The sequence below is a fragment of the Eleftheria terrae genome (genome assembly GCF_030419005.1).
Lineage (GTDB): Bacteria > Pseudomonadota > Gammaproteobacteria > Burkholderiales > Burkholderiaceae_C > Caldimonas > Caldimonas terrae.
In genome coordinates, this window is the sequence record NZ_CP106951.1 from 807913 (window position 1) to 829866 (window position 21954).

The following is a 21954-nucleotide window of genomic DNA, read 5'->3' on the forward strand; positions in this document are numbered from 1 at the left end:
CTGCCGCCCCGGCTAGCGCGGCTGCAGCACCAGGGTCGGGCCGGCTTCGGCAGCCCAGAGCGGCACATACTGCCCTTCGGCCCACGGTTGCAGGAAGCTGCGGTAAGCGCGCGAGAACGGCAGCCCTGACTGCCCGGTGGACTGCATGAAGCGCGACTGTCCCGGCGTGCCGAGGTCGTAGATGGCCCGCAGGCTGGGCCCGTGCTCGTTGAGGTAGAAGCGGCCCGTGAGTTCGTCCTCCCGCAGCCCCACCCGGCTGGCATTGACGGTGTGGGTGTCGCCGCCCACCGGCACGCGCAGCTCGAACCAGCGTGCCAGCGATTTCACCTTGCTGAAGGGCCGGTGCTCGGACCGCGCCTGATGGGCCTGGCCCCATTGCCAGCGTTGCGGGTCGGCGCCGTAGGCGGCCTGCAATTCGTCAAGCGCACGATCGAGCGCACTGTCCATCAGCTGCTGGCAGGTTTCGACGGCTGGCGTGGTCTTGTTGTCGCACCACCAGGCCTGGCGGTCCAGCAGCATGCGCTCCACCGCGTCGTAGAAGGAACGGGTGCGGTACTGCGTCCAGAGCGCGGGGCCCAGTTCATCGGCCACCATCAGCTCGGTCGCCTGGCGCGTCCAGGCCCACAGGATGAGCGGCTCGGCCCGGTCCGCCGCCATGCGGCCATCGAAGCGCTGCAGCAGCGCACGCACTCGCGCCGCCAGTGGATGGCTGGAGCGGGCCTGCAGCAGCAGCGGCAACAACTGGCGCGCGGCCAGCGACACCTCGTCCGCCTGCAAGGCGGCCATGCTGTCCACGTCATGACGACCGGGCTCGCCCAGCAACTGCTCGATGCGCTCGGCCCGATACGGGGCGGTCCATTCGCTCGTCAGGAAGTGGGGATAGTCCGGCGGGTGGATGCGCTGGTTCGCGGTGGCGATCCAGCCGCGCGGCGGATCGAATTCGCGCGGCGTCAGGCTCGCATCGAGGTAGCCGGTCCAGTCGTACTTGGCGTCCCACCCGGGCGCCGGCACCAGCCCGCGCAGGTCATGCCGGGCCCCGCGCACCGGCACCCGACCGGCGGCCACCATGCCAATGCGGCCCGACACATCGGCCACCACCATGTTTTGCATCGGCGCCAGGTGCCGCGCGGAGGCGGCCACGAATTCGTCCACCGTGCGGGCCCGGTTCATCGCCAGGCCGGCCTCGAAGGTGGTGTTGGGCACGTCCAGCGCGGTCCAGCGCATCGCCAGTGCAAAGGCCGGCCGGGCCGGCGGGCCGGTCAGGCCCTCTGCCGCCCCCGGCGCGTCGGAGATCACCGGGCCGTGGCGGCTGCTGCGCACCGTGATGGTCCGCGGCATGCCGCCCTTGACGGCGATTTGCTCCTCGTGCGTGTCGAAGCGGGCCCAGCCGGTGGGCGTCAGGTATTGCTGCGGGTCGTCGGGGTGCAGCTGCTCCAGGTACAGGTCCTGCACGTCCGGGCCGGTGTTGGTGTAGCCCCAGGCGATGTGCTCGTTCTGGCCGAGCACCACCGCCGGCACGCCCGGCATGGTGGCCCCCGCCACCTTCCAGCCCGGCGCCTGCAGCCGCGCGAAATACCATAAAGCGGGCGCCGACAGCCGCAAATGCGGGTCATTGGCCAGCAGGGGCCGGCCGGACGTGGTGTGCGAGCCGGCCACCACCCAGTTGTTGGAGCCCACCCCCTCGATGCCCGATTCCGGCGCGAAGCGCTGCGCCTGCTCGCCCAGGCCGGCATCGACCTTCAGGCTGCGAAAGAGCTCGGTGTAGTCGGTGGTCGGCAACGGGGCCTCGCCGCGGTACGGCGGCAGCAACTGGTTGATGCGCTCCAGCGGCAGCTTCAGGGCCAGGCGCAAGCGCAGCAATTCGTTGTTCCAGTTGGCGCCCAGGTCCCAGGCCATCATGGTCATCCAGGCCAGGCTGTCGGCCGGCTCCCAGCGGCCCGGCTGCAGCCCCAGCAGCAGGAATTCGGGCGGACGGGCCTTCAGGTGCTGCGACACATAGGCGTTCACGCCGGCGGCATAGGCCTCCAGCGCCTCGCGGCCTTCGCCGCTGACGCTTTGCAGCTGCTGCTGCGCCACCCGGCGCACGCCAAGGCTGCGCAGGAAGATGTCGGTGCCCAGGGCGGTTTCACCGAACGCCTCGGCCAGCCGGCCGGCACCAATGCGGCGGTGCAGCTCCAGCTGCCAGAGCCGGTCTTGTGCGTGCACGAAGCCGAGGCCCCACATCACGTCGGCCATCGTCTCGCCCTCGATGGTCGGGATGCCATGCGCATCCCGGGTGATGCGCACCGGCGCCTTCAGGGCCTGACGAGGCACCGCCACCACACCTTCCTGCTGCGGCAGCGCCCGGTGGATATAGAGCCACAGGCCGCCAATGACCAGCACGACCAGGGCGACGATGGCCCAGAGCACTCTGCGCATCCATTTCACCGGCAAGCCTCCTGGTGCTTGTTCTTCGGACCAGCGAGGGTACCTCATGGCCAGGCCGGCGGGCCAGTCCGGGCCAGGCCCTGCGGTCAAGGCTGCCTCCGGGTGGCAGCCCGCGCGGAAAGATGCAGAATGAGGCCCACTCGGGCCGCCGCCTCGCCACCGGGCGGGGGGCGTGCTCCGCAAGAAGTGCCATGAACATCATCATCCTGGACGACTATCAGGACGCAGTGCGCAAGCTCAGATGCGCCGCCCAGCTCGAACGCTACAACGCCAAGGTCTTCACCAACACGGTCAAGGGCATCGGCCAGCTGTCGGTCCGGCTGCGCGACGCCGACGTGCTGGTCCTCATTCGCGAACGCACCCACTTTCCCCGCCAGTTGCTGGAGAAGCTGCCGAAGCTGAAGCTGATCGCGCAGACCGGGCGGGTCGGCGCCCATATCGACGTGGAAGCCTGCACCCGCATGGGCATCGCGGTGGCCGACGGGGTCGGCTCACCGGTGGCGCCGGCCGAACTGACCTGGGCACTCATCATGGCCGCCATGCGGCGGCTGCCGCAGTACATCGGCAACCTCAAGCACGGGGCCTGGCAGCAGTCCGGCCTGAAGTCCGCCTCCATGCCGCCCAACTTCGGGCTCGGCATGGTGCTGCGCGGCAAGACGCTGGGCCTGTGGGGCTACGGCAAGATCGGGCAGCTGGTGGCCAGCTACGGCCGGGCCTTTGGCATGAAGGTGCTGGTCTGGGGCAGCGAAAGCTCGCGCGCCAAAGCGCAGGCGGACGGCTATGACGCCGCCTTCACCCGCGAAGCCCTGTTCGAAGCCAGCGACGTCGTCTCGCTGCACCTGCGCCTGGTGGACTCGACCCGCGGCCTGGTGCGGCTCGACGACCTGCTGCGCATGAAGCCGAACGCCCTCTTCGTCAACACCTCGCGGGCCGAGCTGCTGGAAGAGAACGCCCTGGTCAGCGCCCTCAACCGCGGCCGCCCCGGCATGGCGGCGGTCGATGTCTTCGAAAGCGAGCCGATCCTGCAAGGCCATCCCCTGCTGAGGCTGGAAAACGCGGTGTGCACCCCGCATATCGGCTATGTCGAGCAGGACAGCTACGAGCTGTACTTCAACGCCGCCTTCGAGAACGTCATCAACTTCATCAACGGCACGCCCAGCAACATCGTCAACCCCGATGCGCTGAAAGTCATCCGCCATTGAGCCTCGCCCTGGACCGCCCCGGCCCGGCAGACGGCCGGCTCGGCCCTGGCTACACTGACGGGATGCCCGTCCCAGAAGTTGCCCAGGACGCTGCCTCTGCTGCACCGCCCCACCCCGAGTCCCCGGCCCCCGGGGGCACACCGCCCCCCCGCCCGGCTTCGCCGGCCGAGCTGTTCTGGGCCTTCACTCGGCTCGCGCTACAGGGCTTCGGCGGCGTGCTGCCGGTGGCCCAGCGGGAACTGGTGGAACGGCGGCGCTGGCTTGCCAAGCAGGAATTCGTCGAACTGCTGTCGGTGGCCCAGGTGCTGCCAGGCCCGAACATCGTGAACCTCTCGCTGATGATCGGCGACCGGTTCTTCGGCGCCCGCGGGGCCTTCGCCTCGCTCGCCGGCATGCTGGCCGCGCCGCTCATTGTGGTGCTCGCGGCGGCCGCGGTATATGCCGAGCTGGCCCGGCACCCCTTGGTCGCCGGGGCGCTGCGCGGCATGGGGGCGGTGGCTGCGGGCCTGATCCTCGCCACCGGCATCAAGCTGGTCGGCACCCTGAAGCAGTCGGCGCTGGGGCGCGAACTCGCCTTCGGCCTGGCGGCACTGACGGTGCTGCTGGTGGCCGTCCTGCACTGGCCGCTGCTGTGGGTGCTGGGTTGCCTGGGCCCGCTGGCGATGGTGCTGGCCTGGCGGAGGTCCAAGCCATGAGCCTGCCAGCCTCCGACCTGCTGGGCCTGTTCGGTCACTTCCTGGTGCTGTCGCTGCTGGCCGTGGGAGGCGGCATCACGACCGCGCCCGACATGCACCGCTATCTGGTGCTCGAGCGCGGCTGGCTCAGCGATGCGCAGTTCACCACCTCCATCGCCCTGGCGCAAGCGGCACCGGGGCCCAACATCCTTTTCGTGGCGGTGCTCGGATGGAACGTGGCCGGCGCCGCTGGTGCGGCGACCACGATGCTCGGCATGCTGCTGCCGTCCACCACGCTGGCGCTGTGGGCCACGCGCTGGCGCCATCAGCGGCGCGACACCCGAGGCGTGCGGGCCTTCACCGAAGGCATGACACCGATCACCGTGGGCCTGCTGCTGGCCACCGGCTGGATCCTCTCCGAGCCGAGCCGCCACGACCTTGGCGCGGTGGCCATGGTCCTGCTGACGGTCGGCGTGATGCTGAAGACCCGGCTGAGCCCGATGTGGATGGTGGCCGCCGGCGCGGTGGTCGGCATGGCCGGCTGGGTCTGAGGCGGCAGGGCTGCCTCCTGCGGCGGCGGGCTCACGCCAGTGCGCTGTCGAGCACGCTGCGCAGCCGGGCGACCTCGGCCAGTGCCGGGTCGCTGCCGGGCGCCAGCTGGCCATAGCGGCTCGCGTCGAAGAAGCGGACCTCGGTGCGCCCGTCCGGCAAGCCCACGATGAGCAGCGAGAGCGGAGCATCGATCGAGCGGCCCGACTCGTCCACCAACACCGGCGTAACACCGTCCACAGAGCCCAGAACCAGCGCAGTGGACGGCAGCGCCTCACCAGCCGGCCCGCGCCCTGCCACGCGGGCAAAGACGGTATAGCCCCTGCCCTCGGCCGCGGACTCGATCTTGCGCAGGGTCTCGGAGGTGCCGTACTTGCTCTCGATCGCGGCCAGCGGCCGCAGTGACTTCGCGCCGGCCAGCTCGGCACTGACCGCGGCCATCACCACAGCCACGCAGCCCGTCATCCAGAAACGGAAGGTCTTGCTCATGCGGGACGCTCCAAGTGAGATGGTCTGAACTAGGATCTGCTGGCGGCCTCGGCGTTTCAAGCCAGGCCGTGTAAAGCTGTGTGAACCACGGCCCCATGGAAACCCGGAGCTCAGCGTCGCCCGGCCACAAAGGCATCGCGCGCCTTCACCGCCTGGTCCGGGAAATCGCTGAACACCGCGTCCACGCCCAGCTCGAAGAACTGCCGGTATTCGGCCGCCGGGTCGCCCTGGTAGCTCGCCGACAGGCGGTAAGGCTCGCTGCGGAAGGTCCAGGTGTGCACCTGCAGCCCGCGGGCCTTGGCCGCCTTGACGATGCGGTCGTCGGCCACCGCGGTGTAGTCGGCATCGGTGTAGCGGCCATCCCCGTTGACGTCCACCTTGCGCCCCTGGCTGTCGAGGGTCGAGCGCACCTTCACCAGGTAGCGCTTCCATGGCGCGATGGCGTAGGCATAGGTCTTCACCTCGTCCAGGCCCTGGTCCGTCAGCAGCCAGGCAAAGGTGTCCTGGCTGCCGGTGCGGCCGCTGGCGGTCCAGTCATAAGGCCGGTCGTAAGGCGCACTGAGGTCCATCTCACCGGTGTCGGGGTTCTGGTCGTTGGCGTCGACCAGCTGCACCAGCTTCACGCTCGTCTTCGCGTGCAGCGCCTTCAGATTGCCCTGCTCGAAGGACTGGATGAACACCGGCGCGTCGCCATGGTTCCAGCCGGCCTTCTGCAGCGAGTCGAGCAGCTTGTCTTCCAGCGGCAGGCCCTGCTGCTGGTGCCAGGTCGGGTGCTTGGTTTCCGGGTAGACGCCAACGGTGCGGCCGGTCTCGCGGCCCTTGGCCTTCGCCAGCTCGATCACTTCGTCGAAGGTGGGGATGCGATATAGGTCGTTGTGGCTCTGGTCGCGGTCGGCCATGGCCTGGCGGGCGCGCAGCGTGCGCAGCTCGGCCAAGTTGAAGTCGCTCACGAACCAGCCGGTGACGTCGACGCCGTCCACCGCCACCGTGCGCTTGCGCGCGGCGAACTCCGGGTGGTCGGCCACGTCGGTGGTGTCGGTGATATTCGGCTCGTGGCGGGCCACCAGCACACCGTCCTTGGTGGACACCAGGTCCGGCTCGATGAAGTCGGCCCCCATCTCGATGGCCTTCGCATAGGCTTCCAGCGTGTGCTCGGGCAGGTAGCCGCTTGCGCCGCGGTGGCCGGTGACGAGGGGGTAGGACTGGGGCTGCATGCCGGGCACGGGCGTGCCGGGATCCTTGTCACCGCTGCTGCCACCACCGCCGCAGGCAAGCAGCGTGAGTGTGGTGAGGCCGAGGACGGCGGCGAACGTGAGCTGGCGCACTGTGTTGTCTCCTTGGGTTTTGCCTGGAGACAGTAGTGTGACGGCGGATAGTGACAGTGTGTTGACCGCGCGCACTGCGCACAAGGCTTGCCGCCCGCCCGGGCGATCGCCGTCGGGCGCCTGCCGGCCCGGTGTTTCTTGCGATGTGCAGGACCCGCTTCAGCGCCCGGGCACCGGCCGGCGCCGGGCGGCAGTCATTCCTGCTTGGTGCCGAAGATCTTGTCGCCGGCGTCGCCCAGGCCCGGAATGATGTAGCCCTGCTCGTTCAGATGACTGTCGATGGCGGCGGTCCAGCAGCGCACGTCCGGATGCGCCTGGTCCAGCGCACGCACGCCCTCGGGCGCCGCCACCAGGACCAGTGCGCGAATGTCCTGGCAGCCCTTGCGCTTGAGCAGGTCCACCGTCGCGATCATGGAGCCGGCCGTGGCGAGCATCGGATCGATGATGAGGGCCGTGCGGGCCCCCAGGTCACCGACGAAGTTCTCGAAGTAATGCTCAGGCTGCAGGGTATCGTGGTTGCGCGACAGGCCGACCACGCTGATCTTGGCGTTGGGGATCATGTCGAGCACACCGTCGAGCATGCCGAGGCCGGCGCGCAGGATCGGCACCACGGTGACCTTCTTGCCCTTGATCTGATCGACCTGGGTGGGACCACTCCAGCAGTCGATCAGCGTCTTTTCGAGCGGGAAGTCGGCGGTGGCCTCGTAGGCCAGCAGGCGGGCCACTTCGGCGGTCAGCTCGCGAAACTTCTTGGTGGACATCTCCGCCTCGCGCATCAGGCCGACTTTGTGCTTGACGAGGGGGTGCTTGACTTCAATGACAGGCATGGTGCATGGGCCGGTCCGCGGATGCGGCCCGGCAGAACAAATGAAATGGATCGGTGGATACCGGCAGTGTAGGCCCTGATCAGGCGAGCAGCGGCGGCAAGGCCTCGGCGGCCTTCGCACGGATCACCAGGTGTGCCAGTCCGTCGAGCTCGCTCGGCGCGGGGTTGATGATCACCACCCGGGCCTGCGCCTGGCGTGCCAGCGCCGGCAGCCCCGCTGCGGGATAGACGGCGCCGGCGGTGCCGACGACCAGCATCAGGTCACAGTCGCCGGCCGCATCCTCGGCCGCCTGTAGCGCCTGGCCGGGCAAGGCCTCGCCGAACCACACCACCCCGGGCCGCACCAGGTTGCCGCAGACGCCGCAGCGCGGTGGACGCCCGGGCTCCGCGCGCCGGGTGTCCTCCGCCTCGGCGCCGGCGGGCAGGTGGCGGCAGGCGTCCAGCCAGCGGTTGGCGAACAGCGCGCCGTGCAGGCAGATGACGTCGCTGCTGCCAGCGCGCTGGTGCAGGTCGTCCACATTCTGGGTCACCAGGCTCAGGCGGCCGGGGTGCCGGGCCTGCCAGTCGGCCAGCGCGCGGTGGCCGGCATTCGGCTCGGCACGGGCCACGCCTTCGCGGCGCGCGGCGTACCAGTCCCACACCAGCTGTGGGTCAGCGCGAAAGCCCGCCTCGGTGGCGAGCTGCTGCGGGTCGTAGCGAGCCCACAGGCCGCCCAGCGCATCGCGAAAGGTCGGCACGCCGCTCTCGGCCGACATGCCGGCGCCGGTCAGCACGCACAGGCGGCGGGCCTGCTGCAGCCAGCCGCGGGCGGTTTCCAGGGCGGACATGGGCGTGGCCTCAAGCACGCTGGCGCAGCGCCTCGTACAGGCAGATGCCGCTGGCCACCGAGACGTTCAAGCTCTCGACCGCCCCGCGCATCGGCAGGCTCACCAGCTCGTCGCAGGTCTTGCGGGTGAGTTGCCGCATGCCGGCGCCTTCGGCACCGAGCACCAGCGCGACCGGCCCCTTCAACTCCACCTGGTAGAGGGTCTTGGGTGCATCGTCGGAGGTGCCGATGACCCAGATGTTGCGCTCCTGCAGTTCCTTCAGCGTGCGGGCGAGGTTGGTCACCATGAAGTAGGGCATGGTCTCGGCCGCACCGCTGGCCACCTTGGCCACCGTGGCGTTGATGCCGACGGCGTGGTCCTTGGGAGCGATCACGGCATGGGCGCCGGCACCGTCGGCCACGCGCAGGCAGGCGCCCAGGTTGTGGGGGTCGGTCACGCCGTCCAGCACCAGCAGCAGGGGCGGCTCCTCGATGCTGTCGAGCAGGTCGTCCAGCGACTTGACCTGCGCGACCGGCTCGACCTTGGCCACCACACCCTGGTGGCGGTGCGTGCCGCACAGCTTGTGCAGGCGGTCGTCGTCGCTGTCGACCAGGCGGGCGCCGGCTTCCTGCGCACGGGCGACAAACTGGCGCATGCGCTGGTCGCGCCGGCCGGCGTCGACATAAATCTCATGGATGGACTGGGGCGCAGTCTTCAGCCGCACGGTGACGGCATGGAAGCCAAACAGGACCTTGGCGCTCATCGGGGGGAACTCGGCAATTTCATGCCGCGATGGTAGCCGCTGCGGCGACCCGCCCGGCTTCGATGCGGATCTGGCGGTCGCAGCGCGCCGCGATGGTGCGATCGTGCGTCACCAGCACCAAGGTGGTGTCGTGCTCCCGGTTGAGGTCGAACATCAGCTGCATGACCTTCTCGCCGGTGGCAAAGTCCAGGCTGCCGGTCGGCTCGTCGGCCAGCAGCACCGCCGGCTGCACGACGAAAGCGCGGGCCAGAGCCACCCGCTGCTGCTCGCCGCCGGACAGCACCCGCGGATAGTGGCCCAGCCGCTCGCCCAGGCCGACCCGCTGCAGCATCTCGGCCGCCGCCTTGCGAGCGTCGGCCCGGCCTTGCAGCTCCAGCGGCAGCATGACGTTCTCCAGCGCGGTAAGGTTGCCCATCAGCTGGAAGCTCTGGAACACGAAGCCGACCTGCTCGGCCCGCAAGGCGGCTCGTGCGTCCTCGTCGATGGCGAAGAGGTCGCGGCCGGCCAGGCGCACCGTGCCCTGGCTCGGCGTGTCCAGGCCGGCAATGATGCCGAGCAAGGTGGACTTGCCGGAGCCCGAGGCGCCGACGATGGCCACCGATTCCTTGCGGGCCAGCGTGAAGTCGATATCGTGCAGAATCGTCAGCACACCGGTGGAGTCGCGCACCTGCTTGGTGACACGCTCCACCTCAATGATGGGTTCACTCATGGTTCCAGTCTTCCAGCAACGCCGCCACTTTATCCTGCTTGGCCTGGCCAGCGCGGTGCTGGCGCAAAGCCCTGCAGGGGCACGAGCCGCCGCCCCGGTGAAGGTGCTGGTCGTGGGCGACAGCCTGTCGGCCGAGTATGGCCTGACCCGCGGCAAAGGCTGGGTGGCCCTGCTCGAGCGCCAGCTGGCGGCCGCCCGCCCGCAGGCCAGCGTGATCAACGCCAGCATCAGTGGCGACACGACCTCCGGTGGCCGCTCCCGCCTGCCGGCCCTGCTGAAGCAGCACCGGCCGACGCACGTGGTGCTCGAGCTCGGCGGCAACGACGCCCTGCGCGGCCTGCCGATGAGCATGACCGAGGCCAACCTCGGCGAAATGACCCGCGACGCACAAGAGGCGGGCGCCAAGGTGCTGCTGCTGGGCATGCAGATGCCGCCCAACTACGGCCGGGCCTATGCCGAGAGCTTCGCAGCGGTCTATGCCAAGGTGGCGCAGGCCCGGCAGGCGGCCCTGGTGCCGTTTTTTCTCAAAGGTGTGGGGGATGCCGCCAACAGCACCGAGCTGTTCCAGGCGGACCGCATCCACCCCAATGAGCGCGCCCAGGCCTTGATGTTGGACAACGTCTGGCCGGCCCTGCAGCGCCTGCTGGAACCTTAGGCAGCACGCCGGCGCAGCCCGTCGCGCTGCCGATCCAGGCCCCATGACGAAGAAGGCCGCCTGCCCTGCTGGGGCAGACGGCCTTGCGTGAGGACGCGGCAGGCAGACCGGCCCGCCTTGCCTCGCGGCGGACCGCCAGCCGCCCCAGCCGATGTCAGCCCATGTGCAGGCCACCGTTGACCGAGAAATCGGCGCCGGTGGCAAAACCCGCCTCTTCCGAGACCACCCAGGACACGATGGACGCGATCTCGTCCGGCGTGCCGAGCCGCTTGACCGGGATGGTGGCCACGATCTTGTCCAGCACCTCGGGCTTGATGGCGCGCACCATGTCCGTGCCGATATAGCCGGGGCTGACGGTGTTGACCGTGACACCCCTGGCCGCCAGCTCCTGCGCCAGCGCCATGGTGAAGCCGTGCATGCCGGCCTTGGCGGCGGAATAGTTGGTCTGCCCGGCCTGGCCCTTCTCGCCATTGACGGAGGAGATCTGCACGATGCGGCCCCAGCCCCGCTCCACCATGTCGCCCACCACCTGCTTGGTGACGTTGAACATGCTGTTGAGGTTGGTGTCGATCACCGCATCCCAGTCCTCACGGCTCATCTTCAGGAACATGCGGTCCCGGGTGATGCCAGCGTTGTTGACCAGCACGTCGATCGGTCCATGCTCGGCGCGCGCCTTCGAAAACGCGGCGACCGTGGACTCCCAGTCGGCCACATTGCCGACCGAGGCATGGAAGCTGTAGCCGAGCTCCTTCTGCTGGTCGAGCCACTTCACGTAGTCGCGGCTGGGGCCGCATCCGGCGATCACGGTGAAGCCATCCCTGTGCAGGCGCTGGCAGATCGCGGTGCCGATGCCACCCATGCCGCCGGTGACGTAAGCAACCTTCTGAGTCATGTCCTACTCCTTGGTGAAAAGCGGGTGCCGAGGGCCAGGCTCGCTCCGGGGGCGGGGCCGGTCAACCGGTGTTCTCCCTGCCTGGCTCCGGCGTCTGTGTCGGGGTTCAACGCTCGACGGTCAGTGCGACGCCCATGCCACCACCGATGCACAGAGAGGCAATGCCCTTCTTGGCATCGCGGCGCTGCATCTCGTGCAGCAGCGTGACCAGGATGCGGCAGCCCGAGGCGCCGATGGGGTGGCCGATCGCGATGGCCCCGCCGTTGACGTTGACCTTGCTCGTATCCCAGCCCATTTCCTTGTGCACTGCACAGGCCTGGGCCGCGAACGCTTCGTTGATCTCCAGCAGGTCGAGGTCGGCCGCCTGCCAGCCGGCCCGCTGCAGCGCCTTGCGGGCCGCCGGCACCGGGCCCATGCCCATGTAGGCCGGGTCCACACCTGCGCTTGCATAGGACGCGATGCGAGCCAGCGGCTTCAGGCCCAGCGCCTGCGCCTTGGCCGCCGTCATCAGCACCACCGCGGCCGCACCGTCGTTGATGCCCGAGGCATTGCCGGCCGTCACGCTGCCCGCCTTGTCAAAGGCCGGCCGCAGGCCTGCGAGTGCTTCGGCGTTGGTCTTGCGGTTGATGAATTCGTCGGCCTCGAAGCGCAGCGGGTCACCCTTCTTCTGAGGGATGGTGACCGGCACGATCTCGTCCTTGAAGCGGCCGGCCTCCTGGGCGGCCGCGGCCTTCATCTGCGAGGCCAGGGCCAGCTCGTCCTGCTGCTCCCGGGTGATGCCATATTGCTTGGCCACGTTTTCGGCGGTGATGCCCATGTGGTACTGGTTGTACACGTCCCAAAGACCGTCGGTGATCATGGAATCGATCATCTTCCAGTCACCCATGCGCTGGCCCTCGCGGGAGTTGAGCAGCACGTGAGGCGACAGGCTCATGTTCTCCTGGCCCCCGGCGATGACGATGTCGGAATCGCCGTCGCGGATGGCCTGCGCTGCGAGCATCACGGCTTTCAGGCCGGAACCGCAGACCTTGTTGATGGTCATCGCAGGCACGCTGTGCGGCAAGCCGGCTCTAATCACAGCTTGACGCGCCGGGTTCTGCCCGCAGCCCGCTTGCAGCACCTGGCCGAGGATCACGTCGTCGACCTGCTCGCCCTGCAGGCCGGCGCGCTTGAGCACCTCGGTGATGACGGTGGCACCCAGCTCGGCGGCCGGCGTCTTGGACAGCGCTCCGCCGAACTTGCCAACGGCGGTACGGGCAGCGGAAACGATCACGATATCGGTTGTCATGGCTTGGGCTCCTTGGTGAGTCGGTTGGCGATCGCGCGGCGCCCGCCGGGGCGCCGGCCGGCCGCGGTCAGGCTTTCTGTTTGACGTAGCGGCCGGGCGCGGCTTCGATCGGTGGATGATTCGCATTGCCCTGGGCGCGGGGGGCTGCAACTAGCTTGCCAGAGTGCGGGCGGATCCAGTCCGCCCACATCGTCCACCAGCTGCCAGGATGCTCGGTGGCGCCGGCCAGCCAGTCGGCGGACTGGTCCGGCAGCTGGTCGTTGCTCCAGTAGCTGCGCTTCTTCTTGGCAGGGTGGTTGATGACGCCGGCAATGTGGCCGGAGGCGCCCAGCACAAAGCGGCGGTCTCCCTTGAGCAGCCGGGTGGCGGCATAGGCGCCGTCCCACGGCACGATGTGGTCTTCACGCGAGCCGTAGACGAAGGCCGGTGCGTCGATGCGGCCCAGGTCCAGCGGCACGCCGCAGACCTGCAGCCGTCCGGGCTCGCGCAGCCGGTTTTCGAGGTAGGCGTTGCGCAGATACCAGCAGTACATGGGCCCCGGCAGGTTGGTGCTGTCGGAGTTCCAGTACAGCAGGTCGAAAGGCGGTGGCGTCTCTCCCTTCAGGTAGTTGCCGACGACATAGTTCCACACCAGGTCGTTGGGGCGCAGGAAGGAGAACGTGGCAGCCAGCTCCTGGCCTCGCAGCAGGCCGCCGCCCGTGGGGCTCTGCGCGCCGATGGACCGCTCGCGCACCTGCACGCCGGCCTCGTCGATGAACAGGTCCAGCACGCCGGTGTTGGCAAAGTCCAGGAAGGCAGTCAGCAGCGTCATGCTGCTGGCGGCCTTCTCGCCTCGTGCGTCGAGCACGGCCAGTGCGGTGCCGAGCAGGGTGCCGCCGATGCAGAAGCCGAGGGTGTTGATGCGTTCACTGCCGCTGATCTCCTGCGCCAGGTGGATGGCCTGGATCACGCCCTGCTCGATGTAGTCGTCCCAGCCGAGGTGGGCCATGCTCTCGTCGGCATTGCGCCAGCTCATCAGGAAGACCCGCAGGCCCTGCTCGGCGGCATAGCGCACCAGCGAATTGTCCGGCTGCAGGTCGAGGATGTAGTACTTGTTGATGCACGGCGGCACGATGAGCAACGGCCGCTCGTGGACCTCGGCGGTGAGCGGCTTGTATTCGATCAGCTGGAACAGCTCGTTCTCGAACACCACGCTGCCCTCGGTGGTGGCGACGTTGCGTCCCACCTCGAAGACGCTCTCGTCGGTCTGCGACAAATGGCCTTGCTTCAGGTCCTGCAGCAGGTGGCGCAGCCCCTGGGCGATGCTCTCGCCGCCGGTTTCCAGCGCCTTGCGCTGCGCCTCGGGGTTGAAGGCCAGGAAATTGCTGGGCGCCGAAGCGTCGATCCACTGCTGCACCGCGAAGCGCACGCGCTGGCGCGTCTTCTCGTCGGCTTCGACACTGTCGGCCAGCTTGAGCAGGGTGCGGGCATTGAGGAGGTACATCGCGGCGACATAGGCCGCGCCAGGGCTGCCCGACCAGTCGGCGGCGGCGAAGCGCCGGTCCCGCAACGGCTGGGGCGAGGCGCCGGGCTGGGCCACGGCGTCGTTCCAGATCCGCGCCGCCTCCCGCAGGTAGTCGGCCTGCAGCTCGGCCCAGCCGTTCAGCGGCAGTTTCAGCTGGCCCAGGGCGGCGAAGGCCTCCCCGAAGGGGGTGGCCAGGCTGCCGGCACCGAAGCCGCCGGGTGGCGTGCCGAACAGGGCGCCGAAAGGCCCGCCAAAGGGGGATGTGGCGGGCTGCATGGGGCTTGCGCTTTGCTTCATCGTCTCCTCGGGAATGGGGATGGCTGGAATCGGGCGGCTCACGCCCAGTTTGTACACCGTGGCCCGGCAATCGGGCGCGGCGGCTTCATAATCGTGTCGCCTCCCTGGGGCGTGTCAACCCAGTCTGCCGAAACCAGCAGGCCGCTGCGCGGTGCTTTTGATGTATCTGATTCCTATCACCTGGCTGTATGTCGTCCTGATGATGTCGATCGCGGAAGCGACCAGCACGCAGGGCACGGTGCTCGGGGCGATCTTCACCTTCCTGCTGTATGGCGTGGGCCCAGTGGCGCTCGTGACCTACCTGCTGGGCACGCCGCAGCGCCGCAAGGAGCGCCTGCAGGCTGAACGCGAGGCGCGTGACGCGGCGCGGGCGGCGTCATCCGGGGCTGCCTCCGATCCAGACGGCCGCGGCCATGCGCCCGGTGACCCGGTCGCGCCGGAACGAGAAGAAGCGTGAGCCCTCCTCCACCGTGCACCAGTGGCCGCCACTGACCTGCTGCACGCCGGCGACAGCGAGGCGGTCACGGGCCAGCCCGGCCAGGTCGGCCAGCCACTTGCCGGGACGCCCCCCCGCGGTGAAGCGCGACGCAGCGCCCCCCTCCCCGGCGGCTTGCGGCACTTCGCACCCAAGGGGCGCGACGGCCTCGCCGAGGAAAGCGGTGCGCACGTCGTCGCCCACCTCGAAATGCCGCGGGCCGATGCACGCACCCAACCAGGCAACCAGCTCGCCAGGGCGGCAGGCTGCGGCCTGGCAGAGGGCGGCAATCGTCGCCTCCAGCACCCCGCCGGCCAGCCCGCGCCAGCCGGCATGCGCGGCGGCCACCCCGCGGCCGCCCGGCGCCGCGAACAGCACCGGCAGACAGTCGGCCACCATCACGGTGCAGGCCAGGCCGGCTTCGGTGGTGAAGGCAGCGTCGGCATCGATCGTGGCGGCGGAGGCAGCGGCGTCGGCCGCCTGCAGGCGAACCACCCGGGTGCCGTGCACCTGGTTCAGGAACACCGGCCGCGCGCCGAGCACGGCAGCGAAGCGGTCGCGGTTGCGGGCCACGTCGGCGGGTCCATCGCCGACATGGCTGCCGAGGTTCATGCTGTCATAGGGTGCCGCACTGCAGCCGCCGGTGCGGGTGGACATGACAGCGCCCACGCCGGCCGGAGCGGGCCACTCGGGCCGCAGCCAGCCGGCCGCCGCCGACGGGAGGCCGGCGCCGTGGCTCACGCCGGCGCGTCCGGGCAGTTCGAGGGCTGGGCCTCGATGAAGGCCGGCTGCTGCATGCAGTGGTCGAACACCTTCATGACGGTGGGCACGTGGTCGAGGCGGCAGTCGAACCGCTGTGCATTGAAGATCTGAGGCACCAGCACGCAATCGGCCAGCGTGGGCGTATCGCCATGGCAATAGGGGCCGGTGGCCGGGTGGCCAGCCAGCTGGCGCTCCACCGCCTCGAGGCCGGATTCCACCCAGTGTCGGTACCAGCCGTTCTTCTGCTCTTCCGACAGGCCGAGGTCCTGCGTCAGGTACTTCAGCACCCGCAGGTTGTTCAGCGGATGGATCTCACAGGCGATGTCCAGCGCCAGTGCCCGCACCCTGGCCCGCTCGGCCGGCGCGGCCGGCAACAGCCGGGGCTCGGGATGCACCTCGTCGAGGTATTCGATGATGGCCAGCGATTGCGTCAGCACCTTGCCTTCATGCTCGAGCACGGGCACCAGCCGCTCCGGCGACAAGGCGGCAAAGGCCGGCTGCAGCTGCTCGCCCTTCGCCAGATGGACCGGCAGGTAGTCATAGCTCAGGTGCTTGAGCTGCAGCGCGATGCGCACGCGGAAGGAAGCGGAACTGCGAAAGTAGTTATGAAGCTTCATCATGCGCGGCAGTGTAGCCAGACTGCATGTCGTTTCGATGTGCGACCCCATCGTTATGATGGCGCCCCTGTCTGTACCAAGGACCTCTGGCCATCGTGCATTGGCTTCCCCATCCGCCCCTGGACCGGCGCCTGCGCCGCTGGGTCACGGCCGGCGGCTCGCTGACCGCCCACCTGCAGCGCGCCTGCCGGCAGGTGACGGTGCAACGCCTGCACCAGGGCGCGAGCCCGATGCGGCGCGACGAGGCGCACGCGCTGCGCCGCGAGCGCCAGCGCCGCGCGCATGCGCGAGAAGTGGTGCTGCGTTGCGATGCCGAGCCGGTCGTCTATGCCCGCAGCGTGGTGGCCGCGCACCGGGTGCACGGCCCGTGGCGCGCGCTGGCCGGGCTGGGCAGCCGGCCGCTGGCCCAGCTGCTGTTTCAGCAGCCGCACATCGCCCGTTCGCCGCTGGCCTATGCCCGGGTGCCGCGGTGCGGGCCGCTGCGGCGGCACATTGCCGCCGCCTGGCAAGCCGCCACCGACAGCCCGCTGCCCCCTGCCGGGCTGTGGGCCCGCCGCTCGCTGTTCACCAAGCAGCGCGCGCCGCTGTGGCTGATGGAGGTGTTCTCGCCGCGGCTGGCCGAGCGGCGCGCGCCGCTCAGGCGACGACCTGGAGCTGCAGCGGGCTGAGACCGTCGATGCGGCCCTCCAGCCGGTCGCCGGCGACCACCGCGCCGACGCCCTCCGGCGTGCCGGAGAAGATCAGGTCGCCGGGTGCCAGGGTCCAGGCGGCCGACAGATGGGCAATGACCTCGGCCACGCTCCAGATGAGCTTGCCGGTGCGGCTGCTCTGGCGCAGCTCGCCGTTCACCCGCAGCTCGATGGCCGCGTCGTGGATGCCCGGCACGGCGGCCGCCGGCGTGATCGGGCCGATCGGCGCGGAGGCCTCGAAGGCCTTGCCGATGCACCAGGGCCGGCCCTGCTTCTTCATCTCGTTCTGCAGGTCGCGCCGCGTCATATCCAGCCCCACCGCATAGCCCCACACATGGGCCAGTGCGTCGGCCGGCGCAATGTCGCGGCCGCCCTTGCCGATGGCCACCACCAGCTCCAGTTCGTGGTGCAGGTTGCTGGTGAGCGGCGGGTACGGCAGCTCGCCGGCCTGGCCGTCGGCCACCACCAGCACCGCGTCGGCCGGCTTCATGAAGAAAAACGGCGCCTCGCGACCGGTGTGGCCCATCTCGATCGCATGCTCGACATAGTTGCGGCCCACGCAGTAGATGCGGTGCACCGGGAAGGCGCCGGCACCGCCAGCCACCGGGACACGGGGCACCAGGGGCGCCGGAATGACGTCATCCAAGGGTTTCTCCTGATCAGCAGACCCGTCCATGCTACCGCCCCAACCTTGCGCGAGCCTTGATGCGGGGCGCCTCACGCTACACTGCCCGCCATGCTCCACGCCCGACAAATCAAGCATTGCCGAGCCTGCGGCGCGGCCGTCCAGTACACCGTGCCGGCGGACGACAACCGCGACCGGGCGGTCTGCACCTCCTGCGCCACCATCCACTATGAGAACCCGCTGAATGTGGTGGGCACCGTGCCGGTATGGCAGGACCAGGTGCTGCTGTGTCGCCGCAACATCGAGCCGCGGTACGGGCTGTGGACCTTGCCCGCCGGCTTCATGGAGCTTGGCGAGACCACCGAGCAGGGCGCGCTGCGCGAGACCGAGGAAGAGGCCGGCGCCAGCATCGAGCTCGAGGGCCTGTTCGCGCTGATGAACGTGGTGCGGGTCGGCCAGGTCCACCTGTTCTACCGCGCCCGGCTGCTCAACACCCACTTCAACCCCGGGCCCGAGACGATCGAGGCCCGCCTGTTCACCGAGGACGAGGTGCCCTGGGACGAGCTGGCCTTCAACACCGTGCGCGAGACGCTGAGGCTGTATTTTGCCGACAGGGCGAGGGGTCAATTTCCGATCCACACTGCCGATATCGCCTAGGAGTTCCTCCGACATCCTTCGCACGGGCCTTCGGCCACACTCCGCCTCATGCAGTCCAACCCAGCGTCCCCTGCCGTCCCCGAGCGTCCGCCGGGCACGGCCGCGCGGCAGCGTGAAGACCTGATCCACCCCGATCCCCTGCTCGACTGCCTGATGGAGGTGTGCCGGCTGCATGGGCACTCAGCGTCCCGGGCCTCGCTGTCGGCCGGACTGCCGCTGGTGAAGGGGCGGCTCACGCTGGGCCTGGCCGAGCGCGCTGCGGCGCGCGCGGGCATGGCGTGCAAGCTGCAGCGCTGCGCGCTCGACAAGATCGACCCGGCACTGCTGCCGGCCATCCTGATCCTGCATGACGACGAAGCCTGCGTGCTGCTGGGCTGGGACGGCCCCGACGGCGCGGCGCGGGTGCTGTTGCCGGCGGGCGGCCAGGGTTCCGTGACGCTGGGCCGGGAGGAGCTGGCGCGCCGACATGCCGGGCTGGCGCTGTTCGTGCGGCCGCATTTCCGCTTCGACCAGCGCACGCCGCAGGTGCGCCAGGAGCGGGCCCGCCACTGGTTCTGGAGTGCCTTTGGCGAGCAGCGCTTCATCTACCGCGACGTGATGTGGGCGGCCCTGCTCGTGAACGTGTTCGCCCTCGCCTTCCCGCTGTTCTCGATGAACGTCTACGACCGGGTGGTGCCGAACAACGCGGTCGAGACGCTGTGGGCCCTCGGCGTCGGCGTGGTGCTGGTCATCGGCGCCGACCTGGCCATGCGGCTGTTGCGCGGCCGCTTCGTCGACGAGGCCAGTGCCCGCATCGACGTGCAGATTTCCGCCGCTTTGATGGAGCGCGTGCTGGGCCTGCGCATGGAAAGCCGGCCCGAGTCGGTCGGCTCCTTCGCGTCCAACCTGCGCGGCTTCGAGCAGGTGCGGGACTTCATTGCCTCGTCCACCGTCACGGCGCTGATTGACCTGCCGTTTGCCCTGCTGTTCATCGCCACCATCGCCTGGATCTCGCCCTGGCTGGCGCTGCCGGTGGTGGCGGTCTTCGTGCTGGTGCTGGTGGCGGGCTACATCCTGCAGCACCGGCTGCATTCGCTGTCCGAGACGACCTACCGCGCCAGCGCGATGCGCAACGCCACCCTGATCGAGAGCCTGACCGGGCTGGAGACCATCAAGTCGCAGGGCGCCGAGGGCGTCATCCAGCGCAAGTGGGAGCGGGCCAACACCTTCCTGGCGGGCATCAACGTGCGCATGCGCGGCTTGTCGGCGGCGGCCATGTACAGCACCGCCTCGGCGCAGCAGCTGGTGTCGGTGGTGCTGATCTTTGCCGGCGTGTACCTGATCTCGGAACGCCAGCTGACCATGGGCGGGCTGATCGCCTGCACCATGCTGTCGGGCCGTGCGCTGGCCCCGGCCAGCCAGATCATCGGGCTGCTGATGCAGTACCAGGGCGTGCGTACCGCCATGGCGTCGCTGGACCGCATCATGGAGCAACCGGTGGAGCGGCCGCTGGGCAGCACCTTCGTGCAGCGCAAGGAATTCAGCGGCGAGATCGAGTTTCGCAACGTGCGCTTTGCCTACCCCAACCGGCAGGACGCGGCGCTGGAAGGCGTCAGCTTCAAGATCAACCCGGGCGACCGGGTGGCGTTGATCGGCAAGGTGGGCTCGGGCAAGAGCACGATCGAGAAGCTGATCCTGGGCCTCTATGCGCCCACCGAAGGGTCGGTGCTGCTCGACGGCATCGACCTGCGCCAGCTCGACCCGGCCGACGTGCGAGCCAACGTGGGCTGCGTTTCCCAGGACGTGACGCTGTTCTACGGCACGCTGCGCGAGAACATCACCTTCGGCCTGCCTTTCGCCGACGACTCCGCGGTGGTGGCGGCGGCCGAGGTGGCCGGCCTGAGCGAATTCATCAACCGCCATCCGCGCGGCTTCGACATGATGGTGGGCGAGCGCGGCGAATCACTGTCCGGCGGGCAGCGGCAGAGCGTGGGCATCGCGCGGGCGGTGCTGCACAACGCGCCGCTGCTGTTGCTGGACGAGCCGACCAGCGCCATGGACTTCTCGACCGAAGCGCACATCAACCAGCGGCTGGCCCGGTATGCCGAGGGCAAGACGGTGGTGCTGGTGACGCACCGCACCTCGCTGCTGTCGCTGGTCAACCGCGTGATCGTGGTGGATGGCGGCAAGATCGTGGCCGACGGCCCGCGCGACCGCATCCTGGAAGCGCTGTCCACCGGCAAGATCGCGAGGGCGGCATGACGGACAAGGCGCAGCCCTCCTCCCGCCCCGGGCCGGCCGGCGGGCGGCTCATCGGTCTTGCCGGGCGGCTGGGCGGAGTGCTCACGGGCCTGGCCGACCGGGTGCTGGGCAAGGTGAGCCTGGAAGCCGAGGAAGAGCGCGCCGCCTACCGTGGCTTCGAGTTCGAGGCCGACGAAGTGATGGCGCGGCGTGACACCCAGCGAGCCCAGCGCATCGTGCGGGCGGCCGTGATCGTGGTGCTGCTGTTCATCGTCTGGGCGGCGCTCGCCCAGGTGGACGAGATGACGCGCGGCGAAGGCAAGGTCATCCCCTCGCGGCAGTTGCAGGTGCTGCAGTCGCTGGACGGCGGCGTGGTGGCCGAGATCCTGGTGCGCGAAGGCCAGCTGGTGGAGCCGAACCAGTTGCTGCTGCGCATCGACGAGACGCGGGCCGTCTCGGGCGTGGCTGAGAGCCAGTCGCAGACCAGCGCCTTGCAGGCACGCGCGGCCCGGCTGAAGGCGCTCGCCGAGGGCTCGCCCTTCGTGCCGCCCAAGCCGCTGGACGGGTCGCCCGACGAATTGCGCACCATCGAGGAAGAGCGGCGGCTCTATGAGTCGCGGGTGTCGGAGCTGGACACCCTGCTCTCGATCAGCCGCCAGCAGCTGGCGCAGCGGCAGCAGGAGCTGAGCGAGGCCCGGGCACGGCGCGGTTCGGCCGAGCGCAGCCTGGATCTGGCGCAGCAGGAGCTGAACAAGACCCGCCCACTGCTGGCGTCCGGGGCGGTGTCGGAGGTGGAGATCCTGCGCCTGGAACGCGACGTGATCCGCTTCCGGGGCGAGGTGGAGCAGTCGGGCGCCCAGATCGCCCGGGTGCAGGCCGCGATCGGCGAGGCCCAGCGCAAGATCCAGGAAACCGAGATCACCTTCCGCAATGACGCGCGCAAGGAGTTGTCGGACGTGATGGCCAAGCTCAACGGCCTGAACCAGGGCGCGGTGGCACTGGCCGACAAGGTCGAGAAAGCCGCGGTGCGCTCGCCGGTGCGCGGGCGGGTGCAGCGCCTGCTGGCCAACACCGTGGGCGGCGTGGTGCAGCCGGGCAAGGACATCGTGGAGATCGTGCCGCTGGACGACGCCCTGCTACTGGAGGCCCGGGTGCTTCCGAAGGACATTGCCTTCATCCATCCAGGCCAGCGGGCCAAGGTGAAGCTGACCGCCTACGACTTCTCGATCTACGGCGGGCTCGACGGCCGGGTTGAGAACATCAGCCCGGACACCGTGGTGGACGAGCGTGGCAACGCCTTCTATGTGGTGCGGGTGCGCACAGACAAGCCGAATTTCAACGAGAAACTGCCGATCATTCCCGGCATGACGGCGGAGGTGGACATCCAGACCGGTCGCAAGACGGTGCTGTCCTACCTGTTGAAGCCCATCCTGCGCGGCAAGTCGGTGGCCTTGAGCGAGCGGTAGCCTGGCGCTGACGCCCTGCCGCCGCGCGCCAGTCTCC

At 69.4% G+C, this 21954-nt stretch carries 22 protein-coding genes; 9 read left to right on the forward strand and 13 right to left on the reverse strand.

The window, feature by feature from the left end:
- Nucleotides 1-12: 12 nt before the first annotated feature.
- The gene (locus N7L95_RS03730; protein ID WP_301258479.1) at nucleotides 13-2418 is read right to left on the reverse strand and encodes a penicillin acylase family protein; all 2406 of its coding nucleotides are present in this window, start codon (nucleotides 2416-2418) and stop codon (nucleotides 13-15) included.
- A 200-nt stretch (nucleotides 2419-2618) separates the two neighbouring features.
- Here N7L95_RS03730 and N7L95_RS03735 point away from each other — a divergent pair, with 200 nt between their 5' ends.
- The 3 genes from N7L95_RS03735 (at nucleotide 2619) to N7L95_RS03745 (ending at nucleotide 4854) form a co-directional block, all read left to right on the forward strand.
- Nucleotides 2619-3629 (forward strand): D-2-hydroxyacid dehydrogenase family protein, encoded by a 1011-nt coding sequence (locus N7L95_RS03735; RefSeq protein WP_301258480.1) that lies wholly within the window; start codon nucleotides 2619-2621, stop codon nucleotides 3627-3629.
- A gap of 62 nt (nucleotides 3630-3691) precedes the next feature.
- Entirely contained in the window at nucleotides 3692-4324 is a 633-nt protein-coding gene (locus N7L95_RS03740; protein ID WP_301258481.1) for a chromate transporter, read from the forward strand.
- The gene (locus tag N7L95_RS03745; RefSeq protein WP_301258482.1) at nucleotides 4321-4854 is read left to right on the forward strand and encodes a chromate transporter; all 534 of its coding nucleotides are present in this window, start codon (nucleotides 4321-4323) and stop codon (nucleotides 4852-4854) included. The genes N7L95_RS03740 and N7L95_RS03745 overlap by 4 nt, the downstream gene beginning before the upstream one ends.
- A 31-nt stretch (nucleotides 4855-4885) precedes the next feature.
- Here the strand turns inward: N7L95_RS03745 and N7L95_RS03750 are convergent, their stop codons facing one another.
- The 6 genes from N7L95_RS03750 to N7L95_RS03775 all read right to left on the reverse strand — a co-directional run bounded on the left by N7L95_RS03750 (nucleotide 4886) and on the right by N7L95_RS03775 (nucleotide 9770).
- Nucleotides 4886-5341, reverse strand: a complete 456-nt coding sequence (locus N7L95_RS03750; protein WP_301258483.1) for a DUF302 domain-containing protein — start codon at nucleotides 5339-5341, stop codon at nucleotides 4886-4888.
- Between the two features lie 110 nt (nucleotides 5342-5451).
- Nucleotides 5452-6666, reverse strand: a complete 1215-nt coding sequence (locus N7L95_RS03755) for a glycerophosphodiester phosphodiesterase (protein ID WP_301258484.1) — start codon at nucleotides 6664-6666, stop codon at nucleotides 5452-5454.
- 194 nt (nucleotides 6667-6860) lie between these two features.
- On the reverse strand, nucleotides 6861-7493 hold the full coding sequence (gene upp / locus N7L95_RS03760; protein WP_301258485.1) for a uracil phosphoribosyltransferase: 633 nt from the start codon (nucleotides 7491-7493) through the stop codon (nucleotides 6861-6863).
- 79 nt (nucleotides 7494-7572) lie between these two features.
- Nucleotides 7573-8319, reverse strand: a complete 747-nt coding sequence (locus N7L95_RS03765; protein WP_301258486.1) for an SIR2 family NAD-dependent protein deacylase — start codon at nucleotides 8317-8319, stop codon at nucleotides 7573-7575.
- A 10-nt stretch (nucleotides 8320-8329) separates the two neighbouring features.
- Nucleotides 8330-9061 (reverse strand): 23S rRNA (guanosine(2251)-2'-O)-methyltransferase RlmB, encoded by a 732-nt coding sequence (gene rlmB, locus N7L95_RS03770; RefSeq protein WP_301258487.1) that lies wholly within the window; start codon nucleotides 9059-9061, stop codon nucleotides 8330-8332.
- A 19-nt stretch (nucleotides 9062-9080) separates the two neighbouring features.
- Nucleotides 9081-9770: an ABC transporter ATP-binding protein gene (locus N7L95_RS03775; RefSeq protein WP_301258488.1), complete on the reverse strand. Its 690-nt coding sequence runs from the start codon at nucleotides 9768-9770 to the stop codon at nucleotides 9081-9083.
- On the opposite strand from N7L95_RS03775, the gene N7L95_RS03780 reads away from it, so the two are divergent.
- On the forward strand, nucleotides 9769-10425 hold the full coding sequence (locus N7L95_RS03780) for an arylesterase (RefSeq protein WP_301258489.1): 657 nt from the start codon (nucleotides 9769-9771) through the stop codon (nucleotides 10423-10425). The genes N7L95_RS03775 and N7L95_RS03780 overlap by 2 nt on opposite strands.
- A 154-nt stretch (nucleotides 10426-10579) precedes the next feature.
- On the opposite strand, the gene phbB is transcribed toward N7L95_RS03780, so the two are convergent.
- The 3 genes from phbB to phaC form a co-directional block, all read right to left on the reverse strand.
- Entirely contained in the window at nucleotides 10580-11317 is a 738-nt protein-coding gene (phbB, locus tag N7L95_RS03785; protein WP_301258490.1) for an acetoacetyl-CoA reductase, read from the reverse strand.
- A gap of 106 nt (nucleotides 11318-11423) precedes the next feature.
- Nucleotides 11424-12605 carry an acetyl-CoA C-acetyltransferase gene (locus N7L95_RS03790; protein WP_301258491.1) on the reverse strand — a complete coding sequence of 394 codons (1182 nt, stop codon included), beginning with the start codon at nucleotides 12603-12605 and terminating at the stop codon, nucleotides 11424-11426.
- 67 nt (nucleotides 12606-12672) lie between these two features.
- Entirely contained in the window at nucleotides 12673-14385 is a 1713-nt protein-coding gene (gene phaC, locus N7L95_RS03795) for a class I poly(R)-hydroxyalkanoic acid synthase (protein ID WP_435870085.1), read from the reverse strand.
- A gap of 181 nt (nucleotides 14386-14566) precedes the next feature.
- On the opposite strand from phaC, the gene N7L95_RS03800 reads away from it, so the two are divergent.
- Entirely contained in the window at nucleotides 14567-14863 is a 297-nt protein-coding gene (locus N7L95_RS03800) for a hypothetical protein (RefSeq protein WP_301258493.1), read from the forward strand.
- Here the strand turns inward: N7L95_RS03800 and pgeF are convergent.
- Both pgeF and maiA read right to left on the reverse strand, forming a co-directional pair.
- The gene (gene pgeF, locus N7L95_RS03805) at nucleotides 14783-15538 is read right to left on the reverse strand and encodes a peptidoglycan editing factor PgeF (RefSeq protein ID WP_301258494.1); all 756 of its coding nucleotides are present in this window, start codon (nucleotides 15536-15538) and stop codon (nucleotides 14783-14785) included. The two genes, N7L95_RS03800 and pgeF, sit on opposite strands and share 81 nt — an antisense overlap.
- An 80-nt stretch (nucleotides 15539-15618) precedes the next feature.
- A complete protein-coding gene (gene maiA, locus N7L95_RS03810) occupies nucleotides 15619-16260 on the reverse strand; it encodes a maleylacetoacetate isomerase (RefSeq protein ID WP_301260059.1) in 642 nt (213 codons plus the stop codon).
- 95 nt (nucleotides 16261-16355) lie between these two features.
- On the opposite strand from maiA, the gene N7L95_RS03815 reads away from it, so the two are divergent.
- Nucleotides 16356-16928 (forward strand): chorismate--pyruvate lyase family protein, encoded by a 573-nt coding sequence (locus N7L95_RS03815; protein ID WP_301258495.1) that lies wholly within the window; start codon nucleotides 16356-16358, stop codon nucleotides 16926-16928.
- Here the strand turns inward: N7L95_RS03815 and N7L95_RS03820 are convergent.
- Nucleotides 16897-17595 (reverse strand): fumarylacetoacetate hydrolase family protein, encoded by a 699-nt coding sequence (locus N7L95_RS03820; protein ID WP_301258496.1) that lies wholly within the window; start codon nucleotides 17593-17595, stop codon nucleotides 16897-16899. The two genes, N7L95_RS03815 and N7L95_RS03820, sit on opposite strands and share 32 nt — an antisense overlap.
- A 90-nt stretch (nucleotides 17596-17685) precedes the next feature.
- Here N7L95_RS03820 and N7L95_RS03825 point away from each other — a divergent pair, with 90 nt between their 5' ends.
- The 3 genes from N7L95_RS03825 to N7L95_RS03835 are packed head-to-tail and all read left to right on the forward strand — an operon-like array spanning nucleotide 17686 to nucleotide 21917.
- Nucleotides 17686-18231 carry an NUDIX hydrolase gene (locus N7L95_RS03825; protein WP_301258497.1) on the forward strand — a complete coding sequence of 182 codons (546 nt, stop codon included), beginning with the start codon at nucleotides 17686-17688 and terminating at the stop codon, nucleotides 18229-18231.
- A 48-nt stretch (nucleotides 18232-18279) separates the two neighbouring features.
- Nucleotides 18280-20472 carry a type I secretion system permease/ATPase gene (locus N7L95_RS03830; RefSeq protein ID WP_301258498.1) on the forward strand — a complete coding sequence of 731 codons (2193 nt, stop codon included), beginning with the start codon at nucleotides 18280-18282 and terminating at the stop codon, nucleotides 20470-20472.
- The gene (locus N7L95_RS03835) at nucleotides 20469-21917 is read left to right on the forward strand and encodes an HlyD family type I secretion periplasmic adaptor subunit (protein WP_301258499.1); all 1449 of its coding nucleotides are present in this window, start codon (nucleotides 20469-20471) and stop codon (nucleotides 21915-21917) included. Before N7L95_RS03830 ends, N7L95_RS03835 begins: the two co-directional genes overlap by 4 nt.
- Nucleotides 21918-21954 lie beyond the last annotated feature (37 nt).

Coding starts and splice junctions, on each gene's coding strand:
- phbB (WP_301258490.1), bottom strand. CDS start 11,317: ATGACTCAGAAGGTTGCTTACGTCACCGGCGGCATGGGTGGCATCGGC.
- phaC (WP_435870085.1), bottom strand. CDS start 14,385: ATGCAGCCCGCCACATCCCCCTTTGGCGGGCCTTTCGGCGCCCTGTTC.
- N7L95_RS03780 (WP_301258489.1), top strand. CDS start 9,769: ATGGTTCCAGTCTTCCAGCAACGCCGCCACTTTATCCTGCTTGGCCTG.
- N7L95_RS03740 (WP_301258481.1), top strand. CDS start 3,692: ATGCCCGTCCCAGAAGTTGCCCAGGACGCTGCCTCTGCTGCACCGCCC.
- N7L95_RS03765 (WP_301258486.1), bottom strand. CDS start 8,319: ATGTCCGCCCTGGAAACCGCCCGCGGCTGGCTGCAGCAGGCCCGCCGC.
- N7L95_RS03835 (WP_301258499.1), top strand. CDS start 20,469: ATGACGGACAAGGCGCAGCCCTCCTCCCGCCCCGGGCCGGCCGGCGGG.
- maiA (WP_301260059.1), bottom strand. CDS start 16,260: ATGAAGCTTCATAACTACTTTCGCAGTTCCGCTTCCTTCCGCGTGCGC.
- rlmB (WP_301258487.1), bottom strand. CDS start 9,061: ATGAGCGCCAAGGTCCTGTTTGGCTTCCATGCCGTCACCGTGCGGCTG.
- N7L95_RS03825 (WP_301258497.1), top strand. CDS start 17,686: ATGCTCCACGCCCGACAAATCAAGCATTGCCGAGCCTGCGGCGCGGCC.
- N7L95_RS03775 (WP_301258488.1), bottom strand. CDS start 9,770: ATGAGTGAACCCATCATTGAGGTGGAGCGTGTCACCAAGCAGGTGCGC.
- upp (WP_301258485.1), bottom strand. CDS start 7,493: ATGCCTGTCATTGAAGTCAAGCACCCCCTCGTCAAGCACAAAGTCGGC.
- N7L95_RS03830 (WP_301258498.1), top strand. CDS start 18,280: ATGCAGTCCAACCCAGCGTCCCCTGCCGTCCCCGAGCGTCCGCCGGGC.
- N7L95_RS03800 (WP_301258493.1), top strand. CDS start 14,567: ATGTATCTGATTCCTATCACCTGGCTGTATGTCGTCCTGATGATGTCG.
- N7L95_RS03735 (WP_301258480.1), top strand. CDS start 2,619: ATGAACATCATCATCCTGGACGACTATCAGGACGCAGTGCGCAAGCTC.
- pgeF (WP_301258494.1), bottom strand. CDS start 15,538: ATGTCCACCCGCACCGGCGGCTGCAGTGCGGCACCCTATGACAGCATG.
- N7L95_RS03750 (WP_301258483.1), bottom strand. CDS start 5,341: ATGAGCAAGACCTTCCGTTTCTGGATGACGGGCTGCGTGGCTGTGGTG.
- N7L95_RS03730 (WP_301258479.1), bottom strand. CDS start 2,418: ATGCGCAGAGTGCTCTGGGCCATCGTCGCCCTGGTCGTGCTGGTCATT.
- N7L95_RS03745 (WP_301258482.1), top strand. CDS start 4,321: ATGAGCCTGCCAGCCTCCGACCTGCTGGGCCTGTTCGGTCACTTCCTG.
- N7L95_RS03790 (WP_301258491.1), bottom strand. CDS start 12,605: ATGACAACCGATATCGTGATCGTTTCCGCTGCCCGTACCGCCGTTGGC.